Origin of the sequence: Streptomyces sp. NPDC050564 (genome assembly GCF_044457265.1) — a bacterium.
Classification (GTDB): domain Bacteria; phylum Actinomycetota; class Actinomycetes; order Streptomycetales; family Streptomycetaceae; genus Streptomyces.
Map to the genome: position 1 here is coordinate 174,860 of NZ_JBITGS010000001.1, position 21,413 is coordinate 196,272.

Sequence of the window (21,413 nt, forward strand, 5' to 3'; positions counted from 1 at the left end):
GGCTCACGCCGGGAGCCCGGCGGCGAGCAGGTCCACGAAGCCGATGTCCTCGTGGGCGACGCCGAAGACCTCGGCGCGCTGGAGGGTGCGCTCGGCCCAGGCGCGATGCGGCTTCACCTCATTCATTTTGTTCGTATACGCCGACCGCAGCACACCCCCGCCGCCACGCTCGGGCTTCAGAATGTCCTGTGCGTCGCTGTACTCCTCGTGGCTGACGACGGACAGCGCGTGCACGGGCAGGACGTGCGAGGGGTGGATGCAGGTCTTGCCGAGCAGTCCGTTGGCCTGGTCGAGGGTGATCTCACGGAGCAGGCCGTCCATGGCGTGCTCGAGCAGCGCCTCGCGCAGCTCCTCCGCCTGTCCTTCCAGGAAGGGGCTGCGGCGCAGCTGCGGCTTGAACATGCGCTCCTGGACCCGGAAGTACTCCCACACCGGCCCGGTCACCGTGAAGCCGGTGCCGTCGGCCCGCCCCAGCATGTTCACCACGTCGGCGATCACGGAGGCGACGACCTGGACGTCGTACGCCGTCATGTCGGGGGCCCTGCGCAGCGCGTAAGAGGAGCAGAAGTCCGTCACACCCAGACGCAGCGCGAGCACCCGGTCGCGGTACTTGTCGACGGCGCGGGAGATGCCCTCGAGGGTGTCGACGCGCGACTCCCGGTACAGCAGCTCGGGCGATTCCAGCACCGGCATGGCGAACAGGCGCCGCCCGCTCGCCACCTCGGCACCGGCGAGCGCCTCCAGGAACGGCATGCCGCGCTCCTCGGTGAACTTCGGCATCACGAATCCGGACAGCAGCCGGACGGCGGGACCGAGGCGCTGGACGAGGTCGGGGATCTGCTCGGGGAAGCGGACCCGGACGAACAGCAGCGGGACCTCACCGGTGTCCAGGCGTGCCGCGAGGTCGGTGAACTGCCGGACCAGGTTCTCCTCGGCGTCCACGACCTCCGAGTCGTCGATCGAGTCCTCCAGGCACAGGACCATCGAGACCACACCGCGCCCGGCCTGCTTGATGATGTCGTCGGCCAGCTGAGGCCGGGTCGCCGGGCTGTACAGCGTGGCCCCGAGGGCCGCCGCGAGCACCCGGGCCGGCGAGTCGGCGGTGAAGACGCCGGGCTCCCGGAAGAAGAGGCGCTGCCGCTCCTCCGGGGCGATGTGACCGAAATGACGCATAAAACTCCCCCGTGGCGGCTAGTCGGCCCGATTCAATGTGGCCGGTAATAGTACGTATGGATCCATGTCAGGGGTTCCCACCTGGCATGAAGTTCAAGTAACTCGGCCGTGTCCAACAGTCGCCGGTTCCGGGGAGACCCCGCGTTGTCGTGACCAGGACCGAGAGGGCAGGATGACCGCATGACGCACGCGATGCTGAAGGGGTCGAACGTCCCGCTGGACGCCACAGCGGTGCGCGCGGTGCTGCGCTGGACGCCCGGGCAGGGTGTCCCCGATGTCGATGCCTCGGCGCTGCTCCTCGGCCCCGACGGTCGTGTGCGATCCGACGAGGACTTCGTCTTCTACAACCAGCCCCGCCACCCCTCCGGCAAGGTCTGGCGGCTCGGCAAGAAACGCGTCACCGAGGGCCTGACCGACACGATCCAGACGGATTTGGCCGGTGTCGAGTCCGGTGTCGGACAGATTCTCCTGGTCGCATCGGCGGACGACGTCACCTTCGACCGCGTACGGGCCCTGCGCATCCTGCTGTACGACGCCACGGTCGCGGACGGCGAACCGCTGGCGTACTTCGACATCAAGCCGGAGACCGGCGCGGAGACCGCGCTGATCTGCGGGGAGCTGTACCGGCGCGGTGAGGGCTGGAAGTTCCGGGCGCTCGGGGAGGGCTACTCCGACGGTCTGGTGGGGCTCGCGACCGACTTCGGGATCTCGGTCGACGAGGCGGAGGCCGCCGCCGCGCCCGTGACCGGATCCGCACCCGACGCCGCCGCGTGGGCGGCGCCCGTCGCCGCCCCCGAGACCTCGGTGCCACTGCCGCCCGAGCAGCCCGCACCGGTGCCGCAGCAGCCCGCGTACGGGTATCCGCAGCCGCAGACGGCTCCGGCGGCCGCGGCTGCCGCCCAGCCGGCGTACGGCTATCCCCAGCCCACCGGTCAGCCGGCCTACGGCTACCCCGGGCCCCAGACCGCGCCGGCCGCCCAGCCCGCGTACGGCTTCCCGCAGGCTGTGGGCGCCGGTCCCGACCCGGACTTCCGGCTGCCGCCGCAGGGGCCGCAGTTCATCGGGCGTTAGCTCCGGCGCCGTCCCGTGCGCTGGGGGGCGGGGCGATTTCCGGCGCCCGCAGGATGCCGCTCTCGTGGGGACGGGCGCCGTCCCCACGGCACGAGTGCCCGCGACCAGGCGGTTCAGCGGTCCACCTTCGACTTGTAGCCCCGGCCCCACTGCAGCCCCCACCCGTAGAGGCGGTCGAGTTCGGCCTGGAAGCCGTACACGAACCTCACCTCGCGGCGCACGGTCAGCTCGCCCTTGTTGTTCTGGATCATCACGACCGCGCAGGACCGGGCCTGCGGATGGCGCTCCTCGAGGCCGATCTCGATGCGCGGGCCGTTGCTCGGGTAGAGCGTGATGATGGCGTGCGTACGGTCGAAGGCGGGGGTCTGGTCGTAGATGTAGACGAACACCAGCAGCCGTTTGATGTCGTCGCGGTGATCCAGGTTGACGAAGGCCGTCTCGCCCGACCCTGAGCCGAAGCGGTCGTCGCCGCTGAGCTTCACATACGGCGGGGCGTTGAGTTCGCCGAAGAAGCTGCCGAGTGGCTGGACCACGCCCTTGGTGCCGTCCGTCAGCTCGTACATGACGCCCAGGTCGAGGTCGACGTTGACCATGCTCTGGGTGTGCGCCTGGACCACTTCCGGCTTGAAGGTGCGGAAGGGGTGGCGCAGCAGGCTGCCGCGCTGCGGGCCGCCGATGTCGGAGGTACGCATCCGCCAGGACAGGTTGATACGCAGATTGCCGGTGGCCGCGCCCTGTTTGGTGAGCGAGACCGTGTGGTTCCGCTTGGTCAGCTCGATGGAGTTGGTGGCCGCGCTGCCGGAGTCGAAGTCCGCCGAGCGCCCGCGCCACAGGTCCTGCCAGATGCCCATTCCGCCCCCACGTTCTCGATATGCGGCGGGGCGGCCGTGAGGACTCGTCCTCGACGGCCGCCCCGCTCAGAGCGTTCCTCAACGGGGCCGGGTTCACACGCCGGTGAACCGAGCCTCAGGAGAGGGGGCTGTCACACCCCGGACGAGACCTCGGCCTTCTCGTCCGAGCCCTCACCTTTTCCCTCGGCCGCCGCGAGCGCCCTGTTGCGGCGCACGGACGACCAGAAGGACCAGGCGATCAGGACCACGCCGACGAGACCGGTGATGACCTCGTGGATCTGGTACTGGATGGTGACCATGAGGATCACGGCGAGGGCGCCGATCGCGTAGTGCGCGCCGTGCTCCAGGTACACGTAGTCGTCCAGGGTGCCCTGGCGGACCAGGTAGACCGTGAGCGACCGGACGTACATGGCACCGATGCCGAGGCCGAGCGCCATCAGCACGATGTCGTTGGTGATGGCGAAGGCACCGATGACGCCGTCGAAGGAGAAGGACGCGTCCAGCACTTCCAGGTAGAGGAACATGAAGAACGCGGCCTGGCCGGCGAGGATGATGGCCGGCTTCTTCTTGCCGGTCCGCTCGGCCTCCTCCTCTTCCTCGTGCTCCCGCTCTTCCTCTTCCTCGAGCTTGTCCTCGAAGTAGCCGGAGAGTCCGCCGACGACCATGTACGTGATCAGACCCGCGATGCCGGCGATCAGCACCGTCTGCGCCTTGTCGACGTGCGCCCCGCCGTGCTGGTGGGCGTGGGCCGCGAAGGTGAACGAGGTGATCAGCAGGACGACCAGGGCGATGCAGACCGCCAGCATGTCGACCTTGCCGAGCTTGGCCAGCGGCCGCTCGATCCAGCGCAGCCACTGGATGTCCCGGTCCTCGAAGATGAAGTCGAGGAAGATCATCAGCAGGAACATGCCACCGAAGGCGGCGATCGCCGGGTGGGCGTCGGTGACGAGTTCCTGGTAGTGGTCCTTGTTGTTCAGCGCGAGATCGACCGCGTCGATCGGGCCGATCTTGGCGGTGACGGCAACGATCACGACGGGGAACACCAGCCGCATACCGAAGACGGCGATCAGGACACCGACCGTGAGGAAGATCTTCTGCCAGAAGGCACTCATCTTCTTCAGGATTCCGGCGTTGACCACCGCGTTGTCGAAGGACAGCGAGATCTCCAGGACGGCCAGGATCGCCACGATGCCAAAGGCGGTCCACCCCCCGTAGAACGCCGCTGCGACCAAGCCGAGCGCGGTGACCGCAAACGACCAGCCGAAGGTTTTCAGAAGCACTGGCTACCCAATCATCGTGTATGTACGGGTCTCCCCCGCGCCGTACTCGGCTTTACCTACTGTTGACCACGAAGTCTAGAGGGCTGCCCCTTCGGCTGGCGTGGGTGGGCCTAGGAAACATTGACCCCGAAGTCGAGGGCGATGCCCCGCAGGCCGGACGCGTACCCCTGACCGACCGCGCGGAACTTCCACTCGGTGTTGTAACGGTAGACCTCGCCGAAGATCATCGCCGTTTCCGTGGAGGCGTCCTCGGAGAGGTCGTAGCGGGCCAGCTCCTGGCCGTCGGCCTGATTGACGACGCGGATGAAGGCGTTGCTGACCTGGCCGAAGGTCTGACCGCGGTTGTCGGCGTCATGGATGGAGACCGGAAAGACGATCTTGTCCACGTTGGCCGGCACCTTGGCCAGGTCGATCAGGATCGACTCGTCGTCGCCCTCGCCCTCACCCGTGAGGTTGTCACCGGTGTGCTCCACCGAGCCGTCCGGGCTCTTGAGCTGGTTGTAGAAGATGAACCACTCGTCCCCGAGCACCCGGCCCCCGTTGCACAGCAGCGCGCTGGCGTCGAGGTCGAAGTCGGCTCCGGTGGTCGAGCGTGCGTCCCAGCCGAGCCCGATCATCACCTGCGTGAGGTTCGGTGCGGCCTTCGAGAGGGAGACATTGCCCCCCTTGGCGAGCGTGACGCCCATGATGCTGGTCCTCCCCGAGGTCATGCTTTCAGTTGTCGAGCACGTCCGGCGCCGCACGTGAAGGGTGCGGCGCCGGACGGGTGGGCCGAAGGCCGCTGACTCAGACGTTCACGCCGAAGTCCTGCGCGATGCCGCGCAGGCCCGAGGCGTAGCCCTGGCCGATGGCGCGGAACTTCCACTCCGCACCGTTGCGATAGAGCTCGCCGAAGACCATCGCGGTCTCCGTCGAGGCGTCCTCGGAGAGGTCGTAGCGCGCGATCTCCGCCTCTCCGGCCTGGTTCACCACGCGGATGAACGCGTTGCGGACCTGCCCGAAGGACTGCTGGCGGTTCTCGGCGTCGTAGATGGAGACCGGGAACACGATCTTCTGGACGTCGGCGGGAACGGCGGCGAGGTTGACCTTGATCTGCTCGTCGTCGCCCTCGCCCTCACCGGTGATGTTGTCCCCGGTGTGCTCGACCGAACCGTCCGGGCTCTTCAGATTGTTGAAGAACACGAAGTTCTGGTCGGTGCTGACCTTGCCGTCCACGTTCGTGAGGATGGCGCTTGCGTCGAGGTCGAAGTCCACGCCGGTGGTGGTTCGGGCGTCCCATCCCAGACCGACGATGACCGCGGTCAGTCCCGGGGCCTCCTTCGACAGCGAAACATTGCCGCCCTTGCTGAGGCTGACTCCCACGAGTCCTCCCAATAGTGTCCGGGGGCGGGAAGCCCCGTAGTGCGTTGGTATCGGATCAACGTGTCGATCCTAGTGACGGGTTCCCGCACCCCGCAGGGCTTGGAACCGAAGAATCACAGGGTGTCGAGCGCCTTGACGTACTCATTCAGGTCACGAGCGTCCGGCAGACCGTTGACGACGGTCCAGCGGACCACGCCCTCCTTGTCGATGATGAACGTGCCACGCACCGCGCAGCCCTTGTCCTCGTCGAAGACGCCGTACGCGCGCGAAATGTTGCCGTGCGGCCAGAAGTCGGACAGCAGCGGATACTCCAGGTCCTCCTGCTCGGCGAAGACGCGCAGCGTGTGGATGGAGTCGTTGGAGACGGCCAGCAGCTGGGTGTCCCGGTCGGTGAACTGCGGCAGGTTGTCGCGCAGGGAGCACAGCTCGCCCGTGCACACGCCGGTGAAAGCGAAGGGGTAGAAGAGCAGCACCACGTTCTTCTCACCGCGGAAGTCGGACAGCTTCACGGTGGCTCCGTGGTTGTCCTTGAGCTCGAAGTCCGGGGCCTTGGTGCCGACCTCGATCGCCATAGTCACACGCTTCCCTTCCAGGGGGCTGTTCGGGTGAGACCAGCGTACGCAGCGATCACCGCGCCCCCTGCGGGAGGCCGACGCAGAAACGCCGGGCGGGCTGAGAAAACTCAGCCCGCCCGGCGTTCGAGGACGAGGCCCTTCAGGCCGACTGCCCGGGGGGTCGGGGGCGGGAGCCCCCGGAGATCCCCAGGCCGACCCAGCGGAGCGTCAGCGCTTCGACTTCGGCGTGGCCAGGCGCGTGCCCGACCACTCCTTGCCCACGGAGATGCTCTTCGTCTGGGAGAGTCCGGCGGTCTGTGCGGCATCGCTGATGTCGCTGGGCTCGACGTAACCGTCCCGGCCGGTCTTCGGGGTCAGCAGCCAGACATTGCCGCCGTCCTCAAGGAGACCGATGGCGTCCACCAGGGAGTCCGTGAGATCGCCGTCCTCGTCGCGGAACCACAGCAGCACGACGTCGGCGACGTCGTCGTAGTCCTCGTCGACCAGATCCTGGCCGATCTGCGATTCGATGCTTTCACGGAGCTCGTGGTCAACGTCGTCGTCGAAGCCGATCTCCTGGACCACCTGTCCGGGCTCGAACCCCAGCCTGGCGGCCGGGTTGGTCCGCTCCTCCGCGTGGTCCGCGGTCGCGCTCACGGCTTGCCTCCTGATTGTGTTTCGGTAGATGTACAGCCACGCGCGTGCGCGAAGCATTGGCCGTAGTCCACACGGGCGGGACGGATCGCGCAAGTACCCGGCCGTCGAGACCGCCGAAACGGTGACGATCCCGGCGGTGTCGCCGCAACTCCAGGCATGGAATCGCGACGCTTCGTGACGCACACCACACCTTTCTGCCCGATTTGTGAATTTCGGAACCCTTGGAGCGTACGAGACCCGAACGACTTTGCGGAACGCGTCATGGAGTGCAGCGTATCGTTACGTTTTGGTCGGGCCCGTCCCAACGGTCTGCAGAAATGTCTCGGTTACCCCGTAGTAGAGATGACGATTCCGCCCCCTAGGTACACGATGGGGAACGGTGCAGACATAAAGCAAAGTGGCCCTCTGACAGCGAAGGAACAGCGTGGCTTCCGGATCCGATCGCAACCCGATCATCATTGGCGGCCTTCCCAGCCAGGTCCCGGACTTCGACCCTGAGGAGACTCAGGAGTGGCTCGACTCCCTCGACGCCGCCGTCGACCAGCGCGGCCGTGAGCGGGCCCGCTATCTGATGCTGCGGCTCATCGAGCGGGCCCGCGAGAAGCGCGTGGCCGTGCCGGAGATGCGCAGCACCGACTACGTCAACACGATCGCCACCAAGGACGAGCCGTTCTTCCCGGGCAACGAGGAGATCGAGCGCAAGATCCTCAACGCGACCCGCTGGAACGCGGCCGTGATGGTGTCCAGGGCCCAGCGCCCCGGCATCGGGGTCGGCGGCCACATCGCGACCTTCGCGTCCTCCGCCTCGCTCTACGACGTGGGCTTCAACCACTTCTTCCGGGGCAAGGACGAGGGCGACGGCGGCGACCAGATCTTCTTCCAGGGACACGCGTCGCCCGGTATCTACGCCCGCGCGTTCCTCCTCGACCGGCTCTCCGAGCAGCAGCTCGACGCGTTCCGCCAGGAGAAGTCGAAGGCGCCGTACGGCCTGTCCTCGTACCCGCACCCGCGATCGATGCCGGACTTCTGGGAGTTCCCGACCGTCTCGATGGGCCTTGGCCCGCTCGGCGCGATCTTCCAGGCACGGATGAACCGGTACATGGAGGCGCGTGGCATCGCGGACACCTCCAAGTCCCACGTGTGGGCCTTCCTCGGCGACGGCGAGATGGACGAGCCGGAGTCGCTCGGCCAGCTGTCGATCGCGGCGCGCGAAGGCCTGGACAACCTGACCTTCGTGGTCAACTGCAACCTCCAGCGCCTCGACGGCCCGGTGCGCGGCAACGGCAAGATCATCCAGGAGCTGGAGTCGCAGTTCCGGGGCGCCGGATGGAACGTCATCAAGCTGGTCTGGGACCGCAGTTGGGACCCGCTGCTCGCCCAGGACCGCGACGGCATCCTCGTCAACAAGCTGAACATCACGCCCGACGGACAGTTCCAGACCTACGCCACCGAGACCGGCGCGTACATCCGCCAGCACTTCTTCGGTGACGACCACCGGCTGCGCGCCATGGTCGAGAACATGACCGACGACCAGATCCTGCACCTGGGCCGCGGCGGTCACGACCACAAGAAGATCTACGCGGCGTTCTCGGCGGCCAAGGAGCACCGGGGCCAGCCGACGGTGATCCTGGCGCAGACGGTCAAGGGCTGGACCCTCGGCCCGAACTTCGAGGGCCGCAACGCCACGCACCAGATGAAGAAGCTGACGGTCGCCGACCTCAAGGGCTTCCGCGACCGCCTGCACCTGCCGATCACCGACAAGCAGCTGGAAGACGGCCTGCCGCCGTACTACCACCCGGGCCGCGACTCGGAGGAGATCCAGTACATGCACGACCGCCGCAAGGGGTGCGGCGGGTACGTCCCGACGCGCGTCGTGCGGTCGAAGCCGCTCGCCCTTCCGGACGACAGGACGTACGCGAGCGTGAAGAAGGGCTCGGGTCAGCAGTCCATCGCCACGACCATGGCCTTTGTGCGTCTCCTCAAGGACCTCATGCGGGACAAGGAGATCGGCAAGCGCTTCGTGCTGATCGCGCCCGACGAGTACCGCACCTTCGGCATGGACTCGTTCTTCCCGAGCGCGAAGATCTACAACCCGCTCGGCCAGCAGTACGAGTCCGTGGACCGCGAGCTGCTCCTCGCCTACAAGGAGTCGCCGACCGGCCAGATGCTGCACGACGGCATCTCGGAGGCGGGCTGCACGGCCTCGCTGATCGCCGCGGGTTCGGCGTACGCCACCCACGGCGAGCCGCTGATCCCGGTCTACGTCTTCTACTCGATGTTCGGTTTCCAGCGCACCGGCGACCAGTTCTGGCAGATGGCCGACCAGCTGGCGCGCGGTTTCGTGCTCGGCGCGACCGCCGGCCGTACGACGCTGACCGGTGAGGGCCTCCAGCACGCGGACGGGCACTCGCAACTGCTCGCCTCGACGAACCCGGGCTGTGTCGCGTACGACCCGGCGTTCGGCTTCGAGATCGCGCACATCGTCCAGGACGGTCTGCGCCGGATGTACGGTCCGGACTCGGAAGACGTCTTCTACTACCTCACCGTCTACAACGAGCCGATCCAGCACCCGGCCGAACCGTCGGACGTCGACGTGGAAGGCATCCTGAAGGGCCTCCACCGCTTCAGCGAGGGCACGTCGGGATCGATCCCGGCGCAGATCATGGCGTCCGGTGTCGCCGTCCCGTGGGCGATCGAGGCGCAGAAGATCCTCGCGGAGGAGTGGAACGTCAGGGCGGACGTCTGGTCGGCGACCTCCTGGAACGAGCTGCGGCGCGAGGCCGTCGAGGTGGAGCGGCACAATCTGCTGCACCCGGAGGAGGAGCAGCGCGTCCCGTACGTGACGCAGAAGCTGTCCGCGGTCCAGGGTCCGTTCGTGGCCGTCTCCGACTGGATGCGATCGGTTCCGGACCAGATCTCGCGATGGGTGCCGGGGACTTACCAGTCCCTCGGCGCGGACGGCTTCGGCTTCGCGGACACGCGAGGCGCGGCCCGGCGCTTCTTCCACATCGACGCGCAGTCGATCGTGGTCGCGGTGCTCACCGAGCTCGCGCGCGAGGGCAAGGTCGACCGCTCGGTGCTGAAGCAGGCGATCGACCGCTACCAGCTGCTCGAGGTGGCGGCGGCCGACCCGGGCGCGGCGGGCGGCGACGCGTAGACATACGTACGACGGGTGAGGGGCGGCGGGGTCATGAGGCCCCGCCGCCCCTCCGTCGTCGGGTCTCCGGGCACTCCGCTTTCTTTCTACGATGCGGGCATGAAGGATGAATCGGCACAGGCCCGTTGGGAGCTGCACACCCAGCGGCCTCTGCTCGCGCTCGCGGTGGCCTTCGCCCTCGCGTACGCCGTGCCGATCGTGGACAGCGACGCGAGCCGTTCGCTGACGCTCACGTGCACGGTGGTGGAGTGGACGGTGTGGGGGTCGTTCGCCGCCGACTACCTCGTACGGCTCACGCTGGCCCGGCAGCGGCGGGACTTCGTCCGCACCCACTGGCTGGACCTGTGCGCGGTGATCCTGCCGATCCTGCAACCGCTGCGGCTGCTGCGTCTGGTCTCCACGCTGATGCTGGTGGGACGGCGGGCACGGATGGCCTCGCAGATCCGGCTGACGACGTATGTCGGGGGCGCGGTGATCGGGCTGCTGATGTTCGGCTCGCTGGCGGTGCTGTCCGTGGAGCGGGACTCGCCGAACGGGAACATCAAGACGCTGGGCGACGCGGTGTGGTGGTCGTTCACGACCATGACGACGGTGGGGTACGGGGATCACGCGCCGACGACCGGTCTGGGCCGCATGCTCGCGGTCGGGCTCATGCTCTCCGGCATCGCCCTCCTCGGTGTCGTCACCGCGAACATCGCCGCGTGGTTCATCTCCCGGTTCGACAAGGACGACGTGGAGGAACGCCGGCAGACCGCCGCGATCGAGGCCCTCACGGAGGAAGTACGTGCACTGCGCGCGGAGGTCGCCGCGCTGTCCGGCGGGACGCCTCCAGGAGTGCCACTCCCGGTACCGGAGGCTGCGGAGGAACACTCCCGCTAGCCGCGGGCGCTCGGCACCATCCCAGCCGTCGCAGCCGGGCGCCGTCCCCGTCGTGGCTGTGGGCGCCGGGCACGGTCCCAGCCGTCGTCGTAGCTGTGGGCGCCGGCCACGGTCCCAGCCGTCGTAGCTGTAGGCGCTGGTGCCGTCTCAGCCGTCGTAGCTGTGGGCAGGCGTGCCGCCGGGGGCGGCACGGGTGGGCACAGCGGCACCCCGTACGGCGCCGGGCTGCGCGACCTCCCGCGAGCCCAGCCCCGGTGCCGGGGGCCTTTGTTGCAATGGCACCCGGCGCCGGCGGCTGTGCCCAGCCGTCCCGCCCCGCGGGACGATGGTCCACAGCGGTAGCGGCTGACAGCGGTAGCACGCGCCCGCGGCCGCGTGCATGGCCGCGGTCAGAGCCAGCCGTTGCCCGCGCCCGTCGAGCCGGCCAGCCAGATGATGGCCAGGAGCGTGTCCAGCGCGCCCAGAATCAGGGCGATGAGGGCCGGCAACGGGCGGGAGCCCGTCCAGCGGCGGCCCATTGACAGCCAGCCGCAGACGATCGCCAGTGGGCCGAGGATGATGCTCAGCGTGAAGAAGCCGGCGATCGCGCAGACGAGGCCGATGATGCCCAGGGTCGCGCGATCCGGCCCGGTCCGTGACCTCATACGGCCACGTGAACGGGGGTACCTGCGCGTGCCGTGTCCGAAGCCCGCCATCATCAACTCCTGAACTCCCTTGACCTTTCGGTCGGTTCGGGTCGATGCGCCGGGTACCCCCGTTCCTCGCCTTCAGACCTGCACACGCGCTGCCCCCCTCCGGCAGCGCGCCGCAGCTCCGGCCGTCCTCCACGCCGCAGATGCCGTACGGAGGACTTGACCCACTGTGAACTGCGGCGCGCCCCGCGTGGGAGGGATCTTCGGCTCAGTCACCCTGATAGGCGAAAGGGCGAAAAGCTGAACAAAGAACGGGCCGTCAGATGTGCCCGGCCCCCGCCCCCGCGGCCTCCGCGTTGTCGCCCCGCTTGGTGAGCATCGCGACGAAGACGGCCACGACGGCGACCCCGGCGGCGACGAGACACGCCAGGCTCATGCCGGAGATGAAGGTGTCGTGCGCGACGTCGGTGATCTGCGCGGCGATCGCGGCCGGCGTGTCCTTGGTGACCGGCGCGGCGCCCACCTGAACCGCCTCGGAGGCCTGGCCGAGCTGGGCCGGGGTGAGCGGCGGCAGCTTGGCGTCGGCCCAGTTGCCCGCGAGATCGCCGTCGACCTTGGAGGCCATCACGGCGCCCAGCACCGCCGTACCGAGGCTGCCGCCGATCTGCATGGCGGCCTGCTGGAGACCGCCGGCGACACCGGAGAGCTCCATCGGCGCGTTGCCCACGATGACTTCGGTCGCGCCGACCATGACCGGCGCGAGGCCGAGGCCGAGCAGGGCGAACCAGAGCGACATGATGCCGCTGCCCGTGTCCGTCTTCAGTGTGGACATGCCGAACATGGCGATCGCGGTGAGGGCCATGCCGCCGGCCAGCGGGATGCGCGGGCCCGACTTGGTGATCAGGGCACCGGCCAGCGGCGAGCCCACGATCATCATTCCGGTGAGGGGCAGCAGGTGCAGACCGGCGTCGACCGGGCTCATGCCGTGCACGTTCTGCAGGTAGAAGGTCACGAAGAACAGGCCGCCCATGAAGGCGATTGCCATCAGGACCATGAGCACGACGCCCGCCGACAGCGCCACGGAGCGGAAGAGCGCGAGCGGGACGAGCGGCTCGCGCACCTTGGTCTCCCAGAAGGCGAAGAGCGCGAAGCCCAGCACCGAGGCGCCCAGGAAGGTCCACGTCAGCGCGTCGCCCCAGCCCCAGGTCGGGGCCTTGATGAGCGCCCAGACCAGGCAGAACATGGCACCGGAGAGCAGGGCGATGCCCAGGATGTCGAAGGAGCGCGGCGCGTTCTCGGCGCGGTGGTCGGTGAGGATCAGTACGCCGAGGACCAGCGCGATGACGCCGACGGGCACATTGATGAAGAACACCGACTGCCAGCTGACGTGCTGGACCAGCAGGCCGCCGAGGATGGGGCCGCCCGCGGTGGAGGCGCCGATGACCATGCCCCAGATGCCGATCGCCATGTTCAGCTTCTCGGCCGGGAAGGTGGCCCGCAGCAGGCCGAGCGCGGCCGGCATCAGCAGCGCGCCGAACAGACCCTGGAATACGCGGAAGGTGACCACGAGGGCGATGCTGTCGGACAGGCCGATGGCGCCGGAGGCGGCGGCGAAGCCGACCACGCCGATGAGGAAGGTCTGCCGGTGCCCGAACCTGTCGCCGAGCTTGCCCGCCGTGATCAGTGTGACCGCGAGGGCGAGGAAGTAGCCGTTGGTGATCCACTGGACGTCGGCGAAGCTCGCGCCGAGGTCCTTCTGGATGGCGGGGTTGGCGATGGCCACGATGGTGCCGTCCAGGGCCACCATCATGACCCCGACGGCCACAGTGATGAGGGTGAACCACGGATGGCCGCGCAGCCCCTTGGCGGGGGCCTGATCCGACAGGGCGAGCGGTGTCTTGTCCCCCGAACCCGTCGTGTCGATGGTGGTCTGACTAGTCATGCTTTCGAGGTTAGTGACAGTCACTGACAGTTGACAAACCAAATCACAAGTCGGTAACTGTCACGTCACTCACGGATAGGCTGAACCGGGCGAACGGTTCACAGGAGAGGACCCATGGACATCGCGGACACGGCAGAGGCGGCAGAGGCGGCGCCACGCCCGGGGCTGCGCGAACGCAAGAAGCAGCGCACCCGCGACGCGCTGCTGCGGGCCGCCCTCGAACTGTTCACCACCAAGGGATACGAGCAGACGACCGTCGACGAGATCGCCGAGGCCGTCGACGTATCCCAGCGCACCTTCTTCCGCTACTTCGCGGGCAAGGAGGACGTCGCCCTCTTCAGCCAGCGGATCGCGGAGTCGCACTTCCTCGCCGCCGTGCGCGAACGCCCGCCCCACGAAGCCCCGTTGGAGGCGTTGCGGCTGGCCGTCCTGGAGGGCTGGGACACCATCGGCGAGGCGGTCGACGCCGTCGTCCCGATCGAACTGCACATGCGCACCTTCCGGTTGATCGAGGCGACGCCCGCGCTGCTCGCCGTCCATCTGCGCCGCTCCGCCGAGCTGGAGGAGGAGATCGCACGGGTGATCGCCGAACGGGAAGGCCTCGACGTGGACGCGGACCCGCGACCGCGTGTCGCGGTGGCCGTGTTCGGCGGGGTGATGCGCGTCACGGGCCGGTTGTGGGGCGCGGGCGAGGACAGCAGCGTCGAGGCGATACGCGAGCTGACCGCCTCCTATCTCGATCACGTGGGGCCCGCACTGGCGGAGAAGTGGCGTACGGAGTGACCACCGTCGGGAGCGGCGACCACCGAGCGGACAGGGGAATGCGGACAGGGAAAAGCGGCGCACCGAATGATCGTTGACGCACACGGAGCGTCACCATTTAACTCAAACTGAACCCGCTTTGACCCAATTACCCCACCAGAAACGTGATACCGCTCACTCGTTTAACGGGAGGCACCTCACTTCTCCTAGGGTGTCCTCTCAGTGACTTCCTTCGACCCATCCCCCCAACTCAGCGTTTGGCGCGCATTGCTCGCGCTGGCCGTGGTGTTCGTGATGCTGGCCACCGGTGGCTGGACCGCGCTGAACAGCCATCGGGCAGCGACGCCGCTCCAAGCGTCACGCTCGGCGTGGGAGCACGGCAGCCTCGCCGGACACCGGCTCCCGGACGTGGACTCCACGCCCGGCCGACTGGCCCGCTTCTTCGCCACGCTCGACGCCCACCAGCGCTCCCGGCTCGCCCACCGCTACCCGCTCGCGGTCGGCAACATGAACGGCGCGCCCGTGACGCTGCGCTACAAGGCGAACCGCATCGCCCTGGACCAACAGCGCAAGGTCGAGCGCAAACGCATGCACGACAACCGGCTCTCGGCCCTCGGTCAGAACGAGGCGGGCCGACGCATGCACCGATACGAGGCGCTGCTGCACAAGGGCCGCAAGATCCTCGCCTTCGACCCCATGGGGACGGGGCGGATCGCCGAGGTCTTCGGCAGCCTCGACAAGGCCCGGCGGATCTCGGTCGTGGTGCCCGGCGTCGACACCGATCTGCTCAACTTCCAGCGCACCAACAAGCCGTACTCGGCGCCCGTCGGCATGGCGCGTTCGCTGTACGCGGCGGAACGCGCGGCGGATCCGAGCACGCGTACGGCCGTGATCGCGTGGGCCGACTACACGGCACCCAGCGGGCTCGGCATGGACGCGGCCACCGCCATGCGCGCCGAGGAGGGCGGGGTCCGGCTGAACGCGCTGCTGCGGGCGCTGCCGGGGAACTCGCCGGTGGCGCTGTACTGCCACAGCTACGGCTCGGTCCTGTGCGGGGTCGCCGCCCATGCGCTGCCTTCCCGGGTCTCCGACATAGCGGTGGCGGGCAGCCCCGGCATGCGTGCCGACAAGGCGTCGGGTCTGCACACCTCGGCCCAGGTCTGGGCGATGCGGGACTCCGACGACTGGATCGCGGACGTACCGAATCTGGAGGTCGGAGGGCTCGGACACGGCGCCGACCCGGTGTCGAAGGCATTCGGGGCGCGGGTCCTGTCGGCGAAGGACTCGAAGGGTCACACCGGCTATTTCGAGCCGGGTACGGAGAGTCTCCGCAACTTCGCGGAGATCGGCATTGGTGCGTACCGCGCGGTGACGTGCGCGCGCGACGATGACGCGTGCCGGACGGGTTTGTCCGGCACCGTGTCGGGCTGACGCGCGTAGAGAGCGAAAAACTGCGGTCCGCCCAGGGAGGCGACGGAGGCTTGCGTGCCGCATACGATGGCCCGCATGGGTGACGTACTGGCCGGATTTCATGCCGCCTGGGAGTTCGAGTCCGACTCCGTGCTCATCCGCTTCGAACGGGGGATCCGGACACCGAAGCTGTTCCAGGCGCTCGGCGAACGCCGCATCCCCCTGGAGGCGATCGCGGCGGTGACGCTGACGCCGGGGAAGCGTGGCACGGTCGTTCTGCGTGCCGTGCCCCGAGCGGGTGCCGATCCGCTGATGGAGGCGGCCGCGGGGCAGCTCAAGGAGGGGTGCGATCCGTATCGGCTCGTGCTGCCCGCCGAGCGCGAGACGCTCGCCGAGTACTACGCGGACGAGCTGCGCGGGCAGCTCGCCGAGGACGACGAGCCCGCCGAGCGCTACCTGGTGAGCCCTCCCGAGGCGCCGCTGCAGTTCAAGGCGTACGACGGGAAGGCGTCCTTCGACGGCAAGTCGGTGGCCTTCCGGTGGTTCTGGACGGGTGCCTCCTCCGCGAAGTGGAAGGCCGGCGACCAGAGTTTCCCGGTCGCCGATCTCAGCGGGGTCGAGTGGCGCTCTCCCGAGGTCTTCGAGGGCCATCTGCGGCTGCTGCGCCGTCAGTCGGCGCCTGCGCAGCCCGCCCAGGCCGATCAGGATCCGGCGGCGGTCGTCTTCGGGCTCGGCTACGGGCCGGTGCACGAGTCGCTGCCGTTCGCGGCCGCCGTTCTCTCCGCGGTGCGCGCCTCCGGCTCCGGGGCGCCGCCCACGGCCGCCGCGCCGCGCCGCGATCCGGCCGACATCGCCGAACGGATCCGGCATCTCGGGGAGTTGCACGAGGCGGGGCTGGTGACGGACGAGGAGTTCACGTCCAAGAAGGCGGAGCTGCTGGCGGAGTTGTGAGGGCAGCCGGGGGGTGCTGCCAGGACGTGGATTCGCCCCCTCCTCCCCTGCCCGTCCCGACCAGCCTTTCGGCTGCGGGTGCGTGGAGGTTGATCGCGCAGTTCCCCGCGCCCCTTTCAGGGGTCGTTGCGGATGATCCGCTTGGTCAGGTCGCCCGCCGGGACCCTGACCGTACTTCGTCGCGATCACGACCTCGTCCCGGTGCACCTTGAAGAACGGCGACAGGAACTTCTCGTTCTCGCCGCCGCCGTGGCCCTCCGCGGTGTCGTAGAGCGTGACGCCCAGCTCCAGCGCCCGCTCCAGGGTGGCCCGGGACTCGTCCGCGTCCTAGGGGCCGTACGCCCAGCTCATGCCCATGCAGCCGAGTCCCTGCACGCCGACCTCGGGGCCCCCTGCGCCGAGCCGTACCGTCGAGGTCTCGCTGTCCGTCATCACGGCCTTTCCGACGCCAGGGCCCGCCCGGCGTCCGCATAGAAGCTGATCTTGTGGTCGAGCACCGCGAGCGTGTCCTGGAGCTCGGCGATCCGGGCCTTGACGTCCCGGCGGGTCGCCTCCAGGAGTTCGTAGCGCGCGGCGTAGGTCTGGTCGCCCTCGCGCACCAGTTCCGCGTACCGCACCATGTCGGCGACCGGCATCCCGGTCAGCCGGAGCTTGCCGACGAGGCTCAGCCAGTCCAGGTCACGGTTGCTGTAGCGGCGCTGGCCGGTGTGCGAGCGGTCGATGTGCGGCATCAGGCCGATGCGCTCGTACCAGCGCAGGGTGTGCGCGGTGAGGCCGGTGAAGGCGACGACCTCGCTGATCGTGTAGTTGTCCTGGCCGTCCGGGCGCCGGTGCCGGTCGGGCGGCGCCGCGCAGAGGTCGGTCCTGGTCCTGGTGCCGGTCTCGGTGGCCTCGGCCGTGGTCTCCATCACCGTCATGACCCCCACGCTAAAACCTTGGAGTGCACTCGAAGCAAGCGGAATCCGGGGAAATTCCGGAGACGCCGCCCGGCCGCGGTGGCTACCGTGCGGATCATGAGTCTCGTACGCCGTGCCGTGCCCGAGGACGCCGAGGAAGTGCTGCGGCTGCGTCAGGTGATGATCGATTCGGTCTTCGCCGCCGACGGCTCCGCCGAGTGGCATGCGGAGTCACTGCCGACCATACGCGGCAAGCTCGCCGAACCCGACGGGAACTTCGCGGCCTTCGTCGTCGACCACCCCGACCGGCCGGACGCGCTCGCGGCGCTCGTCGCCGGGACCCTGGAGTACCGGATCGGGCGGGCGGGCAATCCGCACGGCGCGGTGGGCCACGTCTTCAGCGTCGCCACCGATCCGGACGCGCGGCGCCGCGGCTACGCCCGCGCCTGCATGGAGACACTCCTCGACTGGTTCCGCGAGCGGGGCGTGGCCCAGGTCGACCTGAACGCGTCCGCCGAGGCCGAGCCGCTCTACGCCTCCCTCGGATTCGTGCGCAAGCCCGACCCCTCGATGCGACTGAACCTCTGAGCCGCTTAGGCTCGTACGCATGTCCTTGCACAGCCTGACGCTGATCGAGAGCTGGCCCGTTCCCAAGGCCGCGGCGGCCGTCGTCCGCGCGGACGGCACGGTGCTCGGGACCCATGGGCCCGTGACACATCGCTTCCCGCTCGCCTCCGTCACCAAGCCGCTCGCCGCGTACGCCGCGCTCGTCGCGTACGAGGAGGGAGCGATCGAGCTCGACGAGCCGGCGGGTCCTGCCGGTTCGACGGTCCGTCATCTCCTCGCGCACACCTCCGGGCTCGCCTTCGACGAGCACCGGGTGACGTCCGCGCCCGGGGAGCGGCGGCTGTACTCGAACGCCGGGTTCGAGGTACTCGGGGACCACATCGCCAAGGCGACGGACATTCCCTTCGCGGAGTATCTGCGCCAGGCGGTGCTGCAGCCGCTCGGCATGACCTCGACCACACTCGACGGCTCGCCCGCCAAGGACGGCGTCTCGACGGCCGACGACCTCGTACGGTTCGCCGCCGAGGTGCAGGCGCCGCGGCTCCTGGACCCACGTACCGTCGCCGAGGCGATGACCGTTCAATACCCCGGCACGAAGGGCGTCCTGCCGGGGTACGGGCACCAGAACCCCAACGACTGGGGCCTCGGCTTCGAGATCCGCGACTCCAAATCGCCCCACTGGACGGGGAGTTCGTCCTCACCACGGACCTTCGGGCACTTCGGGCAGTCCGGTACGTTCCTGTGGATCGACCCGGACGCGGGCGCCGCGTGTGTCGCGCTGACCGATCGGGCGTTCGGCCCCTGGGCGGTGGAGGCGTGGACCCCGTTCACGGATGCCATACTGACGGAGCTGCGGGGCTGAGGTTCAGGGGCGCGGGGAACTGCGCAGTCTTTCTTTTAGGGGGGTCCGGGGGCGCAGCCCCCGGGAGCGGGACGGGCAGGGGCGGAGGGGGCGAGGAACATCGGTTCAGCCCGCGGTGACGACGCCCCGCACCGTCACCGGAAAGCCCCGGCGTTGCGCGCCGCCCACGCCGCGAAGCTGCCCGGCTCCCGGCCCAGGACGCGCTCGACGTCGGAGCTGACCCGCCGCTCGTCCTCGGTCGGCTCGCCCAGGATGGCGAGGGTGCCCTCGACCACGGGCAGCGGCATGAAGCGTGCCATCAGCGCGTGGGCCTCCTCGCGGGTCTGCTCGGTGAAGCGCACCGGTTCGCCCAGGGCCGTCGCGATCGCGGCCGCCCGCTCGCGCGGTGTGGTCGCCGCGGGACCGGTCAGGGTGTACGTGGCCCCGAGATGAGCGTCCTGCCGCAGGGCCGCGGCGGCGACCGCGGCCACGTCGTCGGGGTCGACGAAAGGCAGGCCGACCTCGCCGAACGGTGCCGCGGCCACCCGCCCGGTGCGGATCGACTCGGCCCACGCGAAGGCGTTGGTGTCCATCCCGCCCGACCTCAGGACCGTCCAGTCCAGCCCGGACTCCCGTACCGCCTCCTCGAACCGGCCCGGGTGCCGGTACGCCTCCGGGCGGGTCGCCGTGCCCTGTGAGGACAGCAGCACCACCTTGCGGATCCCGGCGGTCTTGGCCGCGTCCAGGATGCCGTGCGGGTCCTCTCCCGCCACCAGGAGGAACAGTGCCTCACCGCCTTCGAAGGCGGCCCCGAGGCCGGTCGGCTCGGCCAGGTCGGCGGCCACCGCGCGGACTCCCGGCGGCACATCGGCCCCGGTGATGTGCCGGGCCACCGCCGTCACCGGCAGCCGGGCCTCGGTGAGCATCCGCACCAGCGCCTGCCCGACGTTCCCCGTCGCCCCTGTCACTACGAACATGTCGATCTCCCCGGATCCAAGTAAGTTAGCTGACTGACTAACTCCGTTGAGCAGGACGCTAGCACGGTCCGACCCTCGGCTGTCTATAGTCAGTCGGGTGACTGACTCAAAAGAACCCGGGGGCACTCGGGCGAAGGCGGCCGGCAAGCGGCGGCAGCTGACGGCGGCCGCCGCCCGGGTCCTGCACGAGCAGGGCGTGGAGCGCACGACCATCGCCGACATCGCCCGCGCCGCCGAGGTCCCGGCGGGCAACGTGTACTACTACTTCAAGACCAAGGACGAGCTCGTCGAGGCCGCCCTCTCCGAGCACGCCTCCCACCTCGAGACCCTCACCGGCCGGCTCGATCAGCTCGCCGACCCGCGCGAACGCCTCAAGGGACTCGTCGACGCATGGGTCTCCCAGCGGGACACCGCGGCCCGCTACGGCTGCCCCACCGGCACCCTCGCCGCGGAGCTCGACAAACGGGCCGAGGGCGGCCTCGACCTCACGGCCGGCCGGGTCATCCGCCTGCTGCTGGAGTGGGTGGAGGCGCAGTACCGCCAGATCGGCGTGGCCGACCCCGAGGGCCACGCGCTGGCGCTGGTCGGCGCCTACCAGGGCATGTCGCTGCTCTCCAACGCCCTGCGCGACCCGGAGATCATGGCCCGCGAGGGAGCCCGCCTCACGCGCGAACTCGACAGCCTGGGGTGCTGAGACACCGGACGGGATCGGAGAGGTGACGTCGCGTCAGCCCGTCGTCATCTCCCACAGCAGCAGCTCCGCCGGTGAACCCGCCAGCGCCTCCAGGTCCTTCGCCTCCGTGATGCGGGCCGCGTCGCCCGGTCCCAGCTCCTCGCCGTCCAGGCGGACTTCACCGCGGACGCAATGGACGTACACGAAGGGCGCGTCGGGCACCGCCGTCCGCTCCCCCGCCGTCAGACGGCGTACGTGGAGCATGGCGCCCGCCTCGGGGACCGCGTACGGAGTGGAGTCCGCGATGCCGTGGACGATCTCGTACGACGGGTCGCCGCCCGGCTCCAGCGGGGCCAGCCACATCTGCACGAAGGCGAGCGGCTCCGAGCCGTCGTTGCGCTCCACGTGGCGGACGCCGTTCGCCGAGCTGAGGCGCTGGACATCGCCGGGGCGGACCACCGACTCGTGGCCGGCCGAGTCCCGGTGGGTCAGCTCACCCTCCACCACCCACGTGATGATCTCGGTGTGGCTGTGCGGATGCTCGTCGAAGCCCGCGCCCGGCGCGAGCCACTCCTCGTTGCAGGCGATCACCACGCCGAAGCGGAGGTTGTCAGGGTCGTAGTGCGGGCCGAAGGAAAAGGCGTGGAGCGAGGAGATCCCGGCCGCCGGGTCCCCTCCGCGGTAGCGCTCGTCGGCGCGGCGGACGTCCATCACGTCCACCACCGTAGCCCCGGCCGGGCGCCCTCCCCGCGCTTACTTGCGACCCGCCGCCGCACAC

At 69.2% G+C, this 21,413-nt stretch carries 21 protein-coding genes and 1 pseudogene; 9 read left to right on the forward strand and 13 right to left on the reverse strand.

Features of this window, described 5'->3' with window-relative positions; all coding sequences use genetic code 11:
• Nucleotides 1-3: 3 nt before the first annotated feature.
• Entirely contained in the window at nt 4-1,173 is a 1,170-nt protein-coding gene (locus tag ACIBK0_RS00805) for an HpcH/HpaI aldolase/citrate lyase family protein (RefSeq protein ID WP_399074152.1), read from the reverse strand.
• Between the two features lie 180 nt (nt 1,174-1,353).
• On the opposite strand from ACIBK0_RS00805, the gene ACIBK0_RS00810 reads away from it, so the two are divergent.
• The gene (locus ACIBK0_RS00810) at nt 1,354-2,244 is read left to right on the forward strand and encodes a TerD family protein (protein WP_399074154.1); all 891 of its coding nucleotides are present in this window, start codon (nt 1,354-1,356) and stop codon (nt 2,242-2,244) included.
• Nucleotides 2,245-2,357: 113 nt separating this feature from the next.
• Here the strand turns inward: ACIBK0_RS00810 and ACIBK0_RS00815 are convergent, their stop codons facing one another.
• The 6 genes from ACIBK0_RS00815 to ACIBK0_RS00840 form a co-directional block, all read right to left on the reverse strand.
• On the reverse strand, nt 2,358-3,095 hold the full coding sequence (locus tag ACIBK0_RS00815; protein WP_399074156.1) for a Tellurium resistance: 738 nt from the start codon (nt 3,093-3,095) through the stop codon (nt 2,358-2,360).
• A gap of 131 nt (nt 3,096-3,226) precedes the next feature.
• Nucleotides 3,227-4,375 carry a DUF475 domain-containing protein gene (locus ACIBK0_RS00820; RefSeq protein ID WP_399074158.1) on the reverse strand — a complete coding sequence of 383 codons (1,149 nt, stop codon included), beginning with the start codon at nt 4,373-4,375 and terminating at the stop codon, nt 3,227-3,229.
• A gap of 110 nt (nt 4,376-4,485) precedes the next feature.
• A complete protein-coding gene (locus ACIBK0_RS00825; RefSeq protein ID WP_399075081.1) occupies nt 4,486-5,061 on the reverse strand; it encodes a TerD family protein in 576 nt (191 codons plus the stop codon).
• A 100-nt stretch (nt 5,062-5,161) separates the two neighbouring features.
• The gene (locus tag ACIBK0_RS00830; RefSeq protein WP_399074160.1) at nt 5,162-5,737 is read right to left on the reverse strand and encodes a TerD family protein; all 576 of its coding nucleotides are present in this window, start codon (nt 5,735-5,737) and stop codon (nt 5,162-5,164) included.
• Between the two features lie 113 nt (nt 5,738-5,850).
• Nucleotides 5,851-6,309, reverse strand: coding sequence for a peroxiredoxin (locus ACIBK0_RS00835; RefSeq protein ID WP_189185454.1), 459 nt, complete (start codon nt 6,307-6,309; stop codon nt 5,851-5,853).
• A 210-nt stretch (nt 6,310-6,519) separates the two neighbouring features.
• On the reverse strand, nt 6,520-6,948 hold the full coding sequence (locus tag ACIBK0_RS00840) for a DUF3052 domain-containing protein (RefSeq protein WP_399074162.1): 429 nt from the start codon (nt 6,946-6,948) through the stop codon (nt 6,520-6,522).
• Nucleotides 6,949-7,372: 424 nt separating this feature from the next.
• Here ACIBK0_RS00840 and aceE point away from each other — a divergent pair, with 424 nt between their 5' ends.
• The gene (aceE, locus tag ACIBK0_RS00845; RefSeq protein ID WP_399074164.1) at nt 7,373-10,105 is read left to right on the forward strand and encodes a pyruvate dehydrogenase (acetyl-transferring), homodimeric type; all 2,733 of its coding nucleotides are present in this window, start codon (nt 7,373-7,375) and stop codon (nt 10,103-10,105) included.
• 99 nt (nt 10,106-10,204) lie between these two features.
• Nucleotides 10,205-10,984 (forward strand): potassium channel family protein, encoded by a 780-nt coding sequence (locus ACIBK0_RS00850; protein WP_399074166.1) that lies wholly within the window; start codon nt 10,205-10,207, stop codon nt 10,982-10,984.
• Nucleotides 10,985-11,373: 389 nt separating this feature from the next.
• Here the strand turns inward: ACIBK0_RS00850 and ACIBK0_RS00855 are convergent, their stop codons facing one another.
• A complete protein-coding gene (locus ACIBK0_RS00855; protein ID WP_399074168.1) occupies nt 11,374-11,682 on the reverse strand; it encodes a small hydrophobic protein in 309 nt (102 codons plus the stop codon).
• A 253-nt stretch (nt 11,683-11,935) separates the two neighbouring features.
• Nucleotides 11,936-13,558: an MFS transporter gene (locus ACIBK0_RS00860; RefSeq protein WP_399074170.1), complete on the reverse strand. Its 1,623-nt coding sequence runs from the start codon at nt 13,556-13,558 to the stop codon at nt 11,936-11,938.
• Nucleotides 13,559-13,672: 114 nt separating this feature from the next.
• Here ACIBK0_RS00860 and ACIBK0_RS00865 point away from each other — a divergent pair, with 114 nt between their 5' ends.
• From ACIBK0_RS00865 to ACIBK0_RS00875, 3 genes are all read left to right on the forward strand, one after another.
• Nucleotides 13,673-14,341 carry a TetR family transcriptional regulator gene (locus ACIBK0_RS00865; RefSeq protein ID WP_399074172.1) on the forward strand — a complete coding sequence of 223 codons (669 nt, stop codon included), beginning with the start codon at nt 13,673-13,675 and terminating at the stop codon, nt 14,339-14,341.
• A gap of 201 nt (nt 14,342-14,542) precedes the next feature.
• A complete protein-coding gene (locus ACIBK0_RS00870) occupies nt 14,543-15,751 on the forward strand; it encodes an alpha/beta hydrolase (RefSeq protein WP_399074173.1) in 1,209 nt (402 codons plus the stop codon).
• Nucleotides 15,752-15,817: 66 nt separating this feature from the next.
• Nucleotides 15,818-16,681, forward strand: coding sequence for a DUF4429 domain-containing protein (locus ACIBK0_RS00875; RefSeq protein ID WP_399075083.1), 864 nt, complete (start codon nt 15,818-15,820; stop codon nt 16,679-16,681).
• 122 nt (nt 16,682-16,803) lie between these two features.
• Here ACIBK0_RS00875 and ACIBK0_RS00880 read toward each other — a convergent pair.
• Both ACIBK0_RS00880 and ACIBK0_RS00885 read right to left on the reverse strand, forming a co-directional pair.
• Nucleotides 16,804-17,113 (reverse strand): annotated as a pseudogene (locus tag ACIBK0_RS00880) (aldo/keto reductase); the annotation flags it as partial.
• Entirely contained in the window at nt 17,113-17,598 is a 486-nt protein-coding gene (locus ACIBK0_RS00885; RefSeq protein ID WP_399074175.1) for a MerR family transcriptional regulator, read from the reverse strand. The pseudogene ACIBK0_RS00880 and the gene ACIBK0_RS00885, both read right to left, overlap by 1 nt.
• 96 nt (nt 17,599-17,694) lie before the next feature.
• On the opposite strand from ACIBK0_RS00885, the gene ACIBK0_RS00890 reads away from it, so the two are divergent.
• Both ACIBK0_RS00890 and ACIBK0_RS00895 read left to right on the forward strand, forming a co-directional pair.
• Nucleotides 17,695-18,165: a GNAT family N-acetyltransferase gene (locus ACIBK0_RS00890; protein ID WP_399074177.1), complete on the forward strand. Its 471-nt coding sequence runs from the start codon at nt 17,695-17,697 to the stop codon at nt 18,163-18,165.
• A gap of 19 nt (nt 18,166-18,184) precedes the next feature.
• Nucleotides 18,185-19,006 carry a serine hydrolase domain-containing protein gene (locus tag ACIBK0_RS00895; RefSeq protein ID WP_399074179.1) on the forward strand — a complete coding sequence of 274 codons (822 nt, stop codon included), beginning with the start codon at nt 18,185-18,187 and terminating at the stop codon, nt 19,004-19,006.
• A 134-nt stretch (nt 19,007-19,140) separates the two neighbouring features.
• Here the strand turns inward: ACIBK0_RS00895 and ACIBK0_RS00900 are convergent, their stop codons facing one another.
• Nucleotides 19,141-19,962, reverse strand: a complete 822-nt coding sequence (locus tag ACIBK0_RS00900; protein WP_399074181.1) for an NAD(P)H-binding protein — start codon at nt 19,960-19,962, stop codon at nt 19,141-19,143.
• A 97-nt stretch (nt 19,963-20,059) separates the two neighbouring features.
• On the opposite strand from ACIBK0_RS00900, the gene ACIBK0_RS00905 reads away from it, so the two are divergent.
• Nucleotides 20,060-20,656, forward strand: coding sequence for a TetR/AcrR family transcriptional regulator (locus ACIBK0_RS00905; RefSeq protein ID WP_399074183.1), 597 nt, complete (start codon nt 20,060-20,062; stop codon nt 20,654-20,656).
• Nucleotides 20,657-20,689: 33 nt separating this feature from the next.
• On the opposite strand, the gene ACIBK0_RS00910 is transcribed toward ACIBK0_RS00905, so the two are convergent.
• Nucleotides 20,690-21,346: a pirin family protein gene (locus ACIBK0_RS00910; protein ID WP_399075086.1), complete on the reverse strand. Its 657-nt coding sequence runs from the start codon at nt 21,344-21,346 to the stop codon at nt 20,690-20,692.
• Nucleotides 21,347-21,413 lie beyond the last annotated feature (67 nt).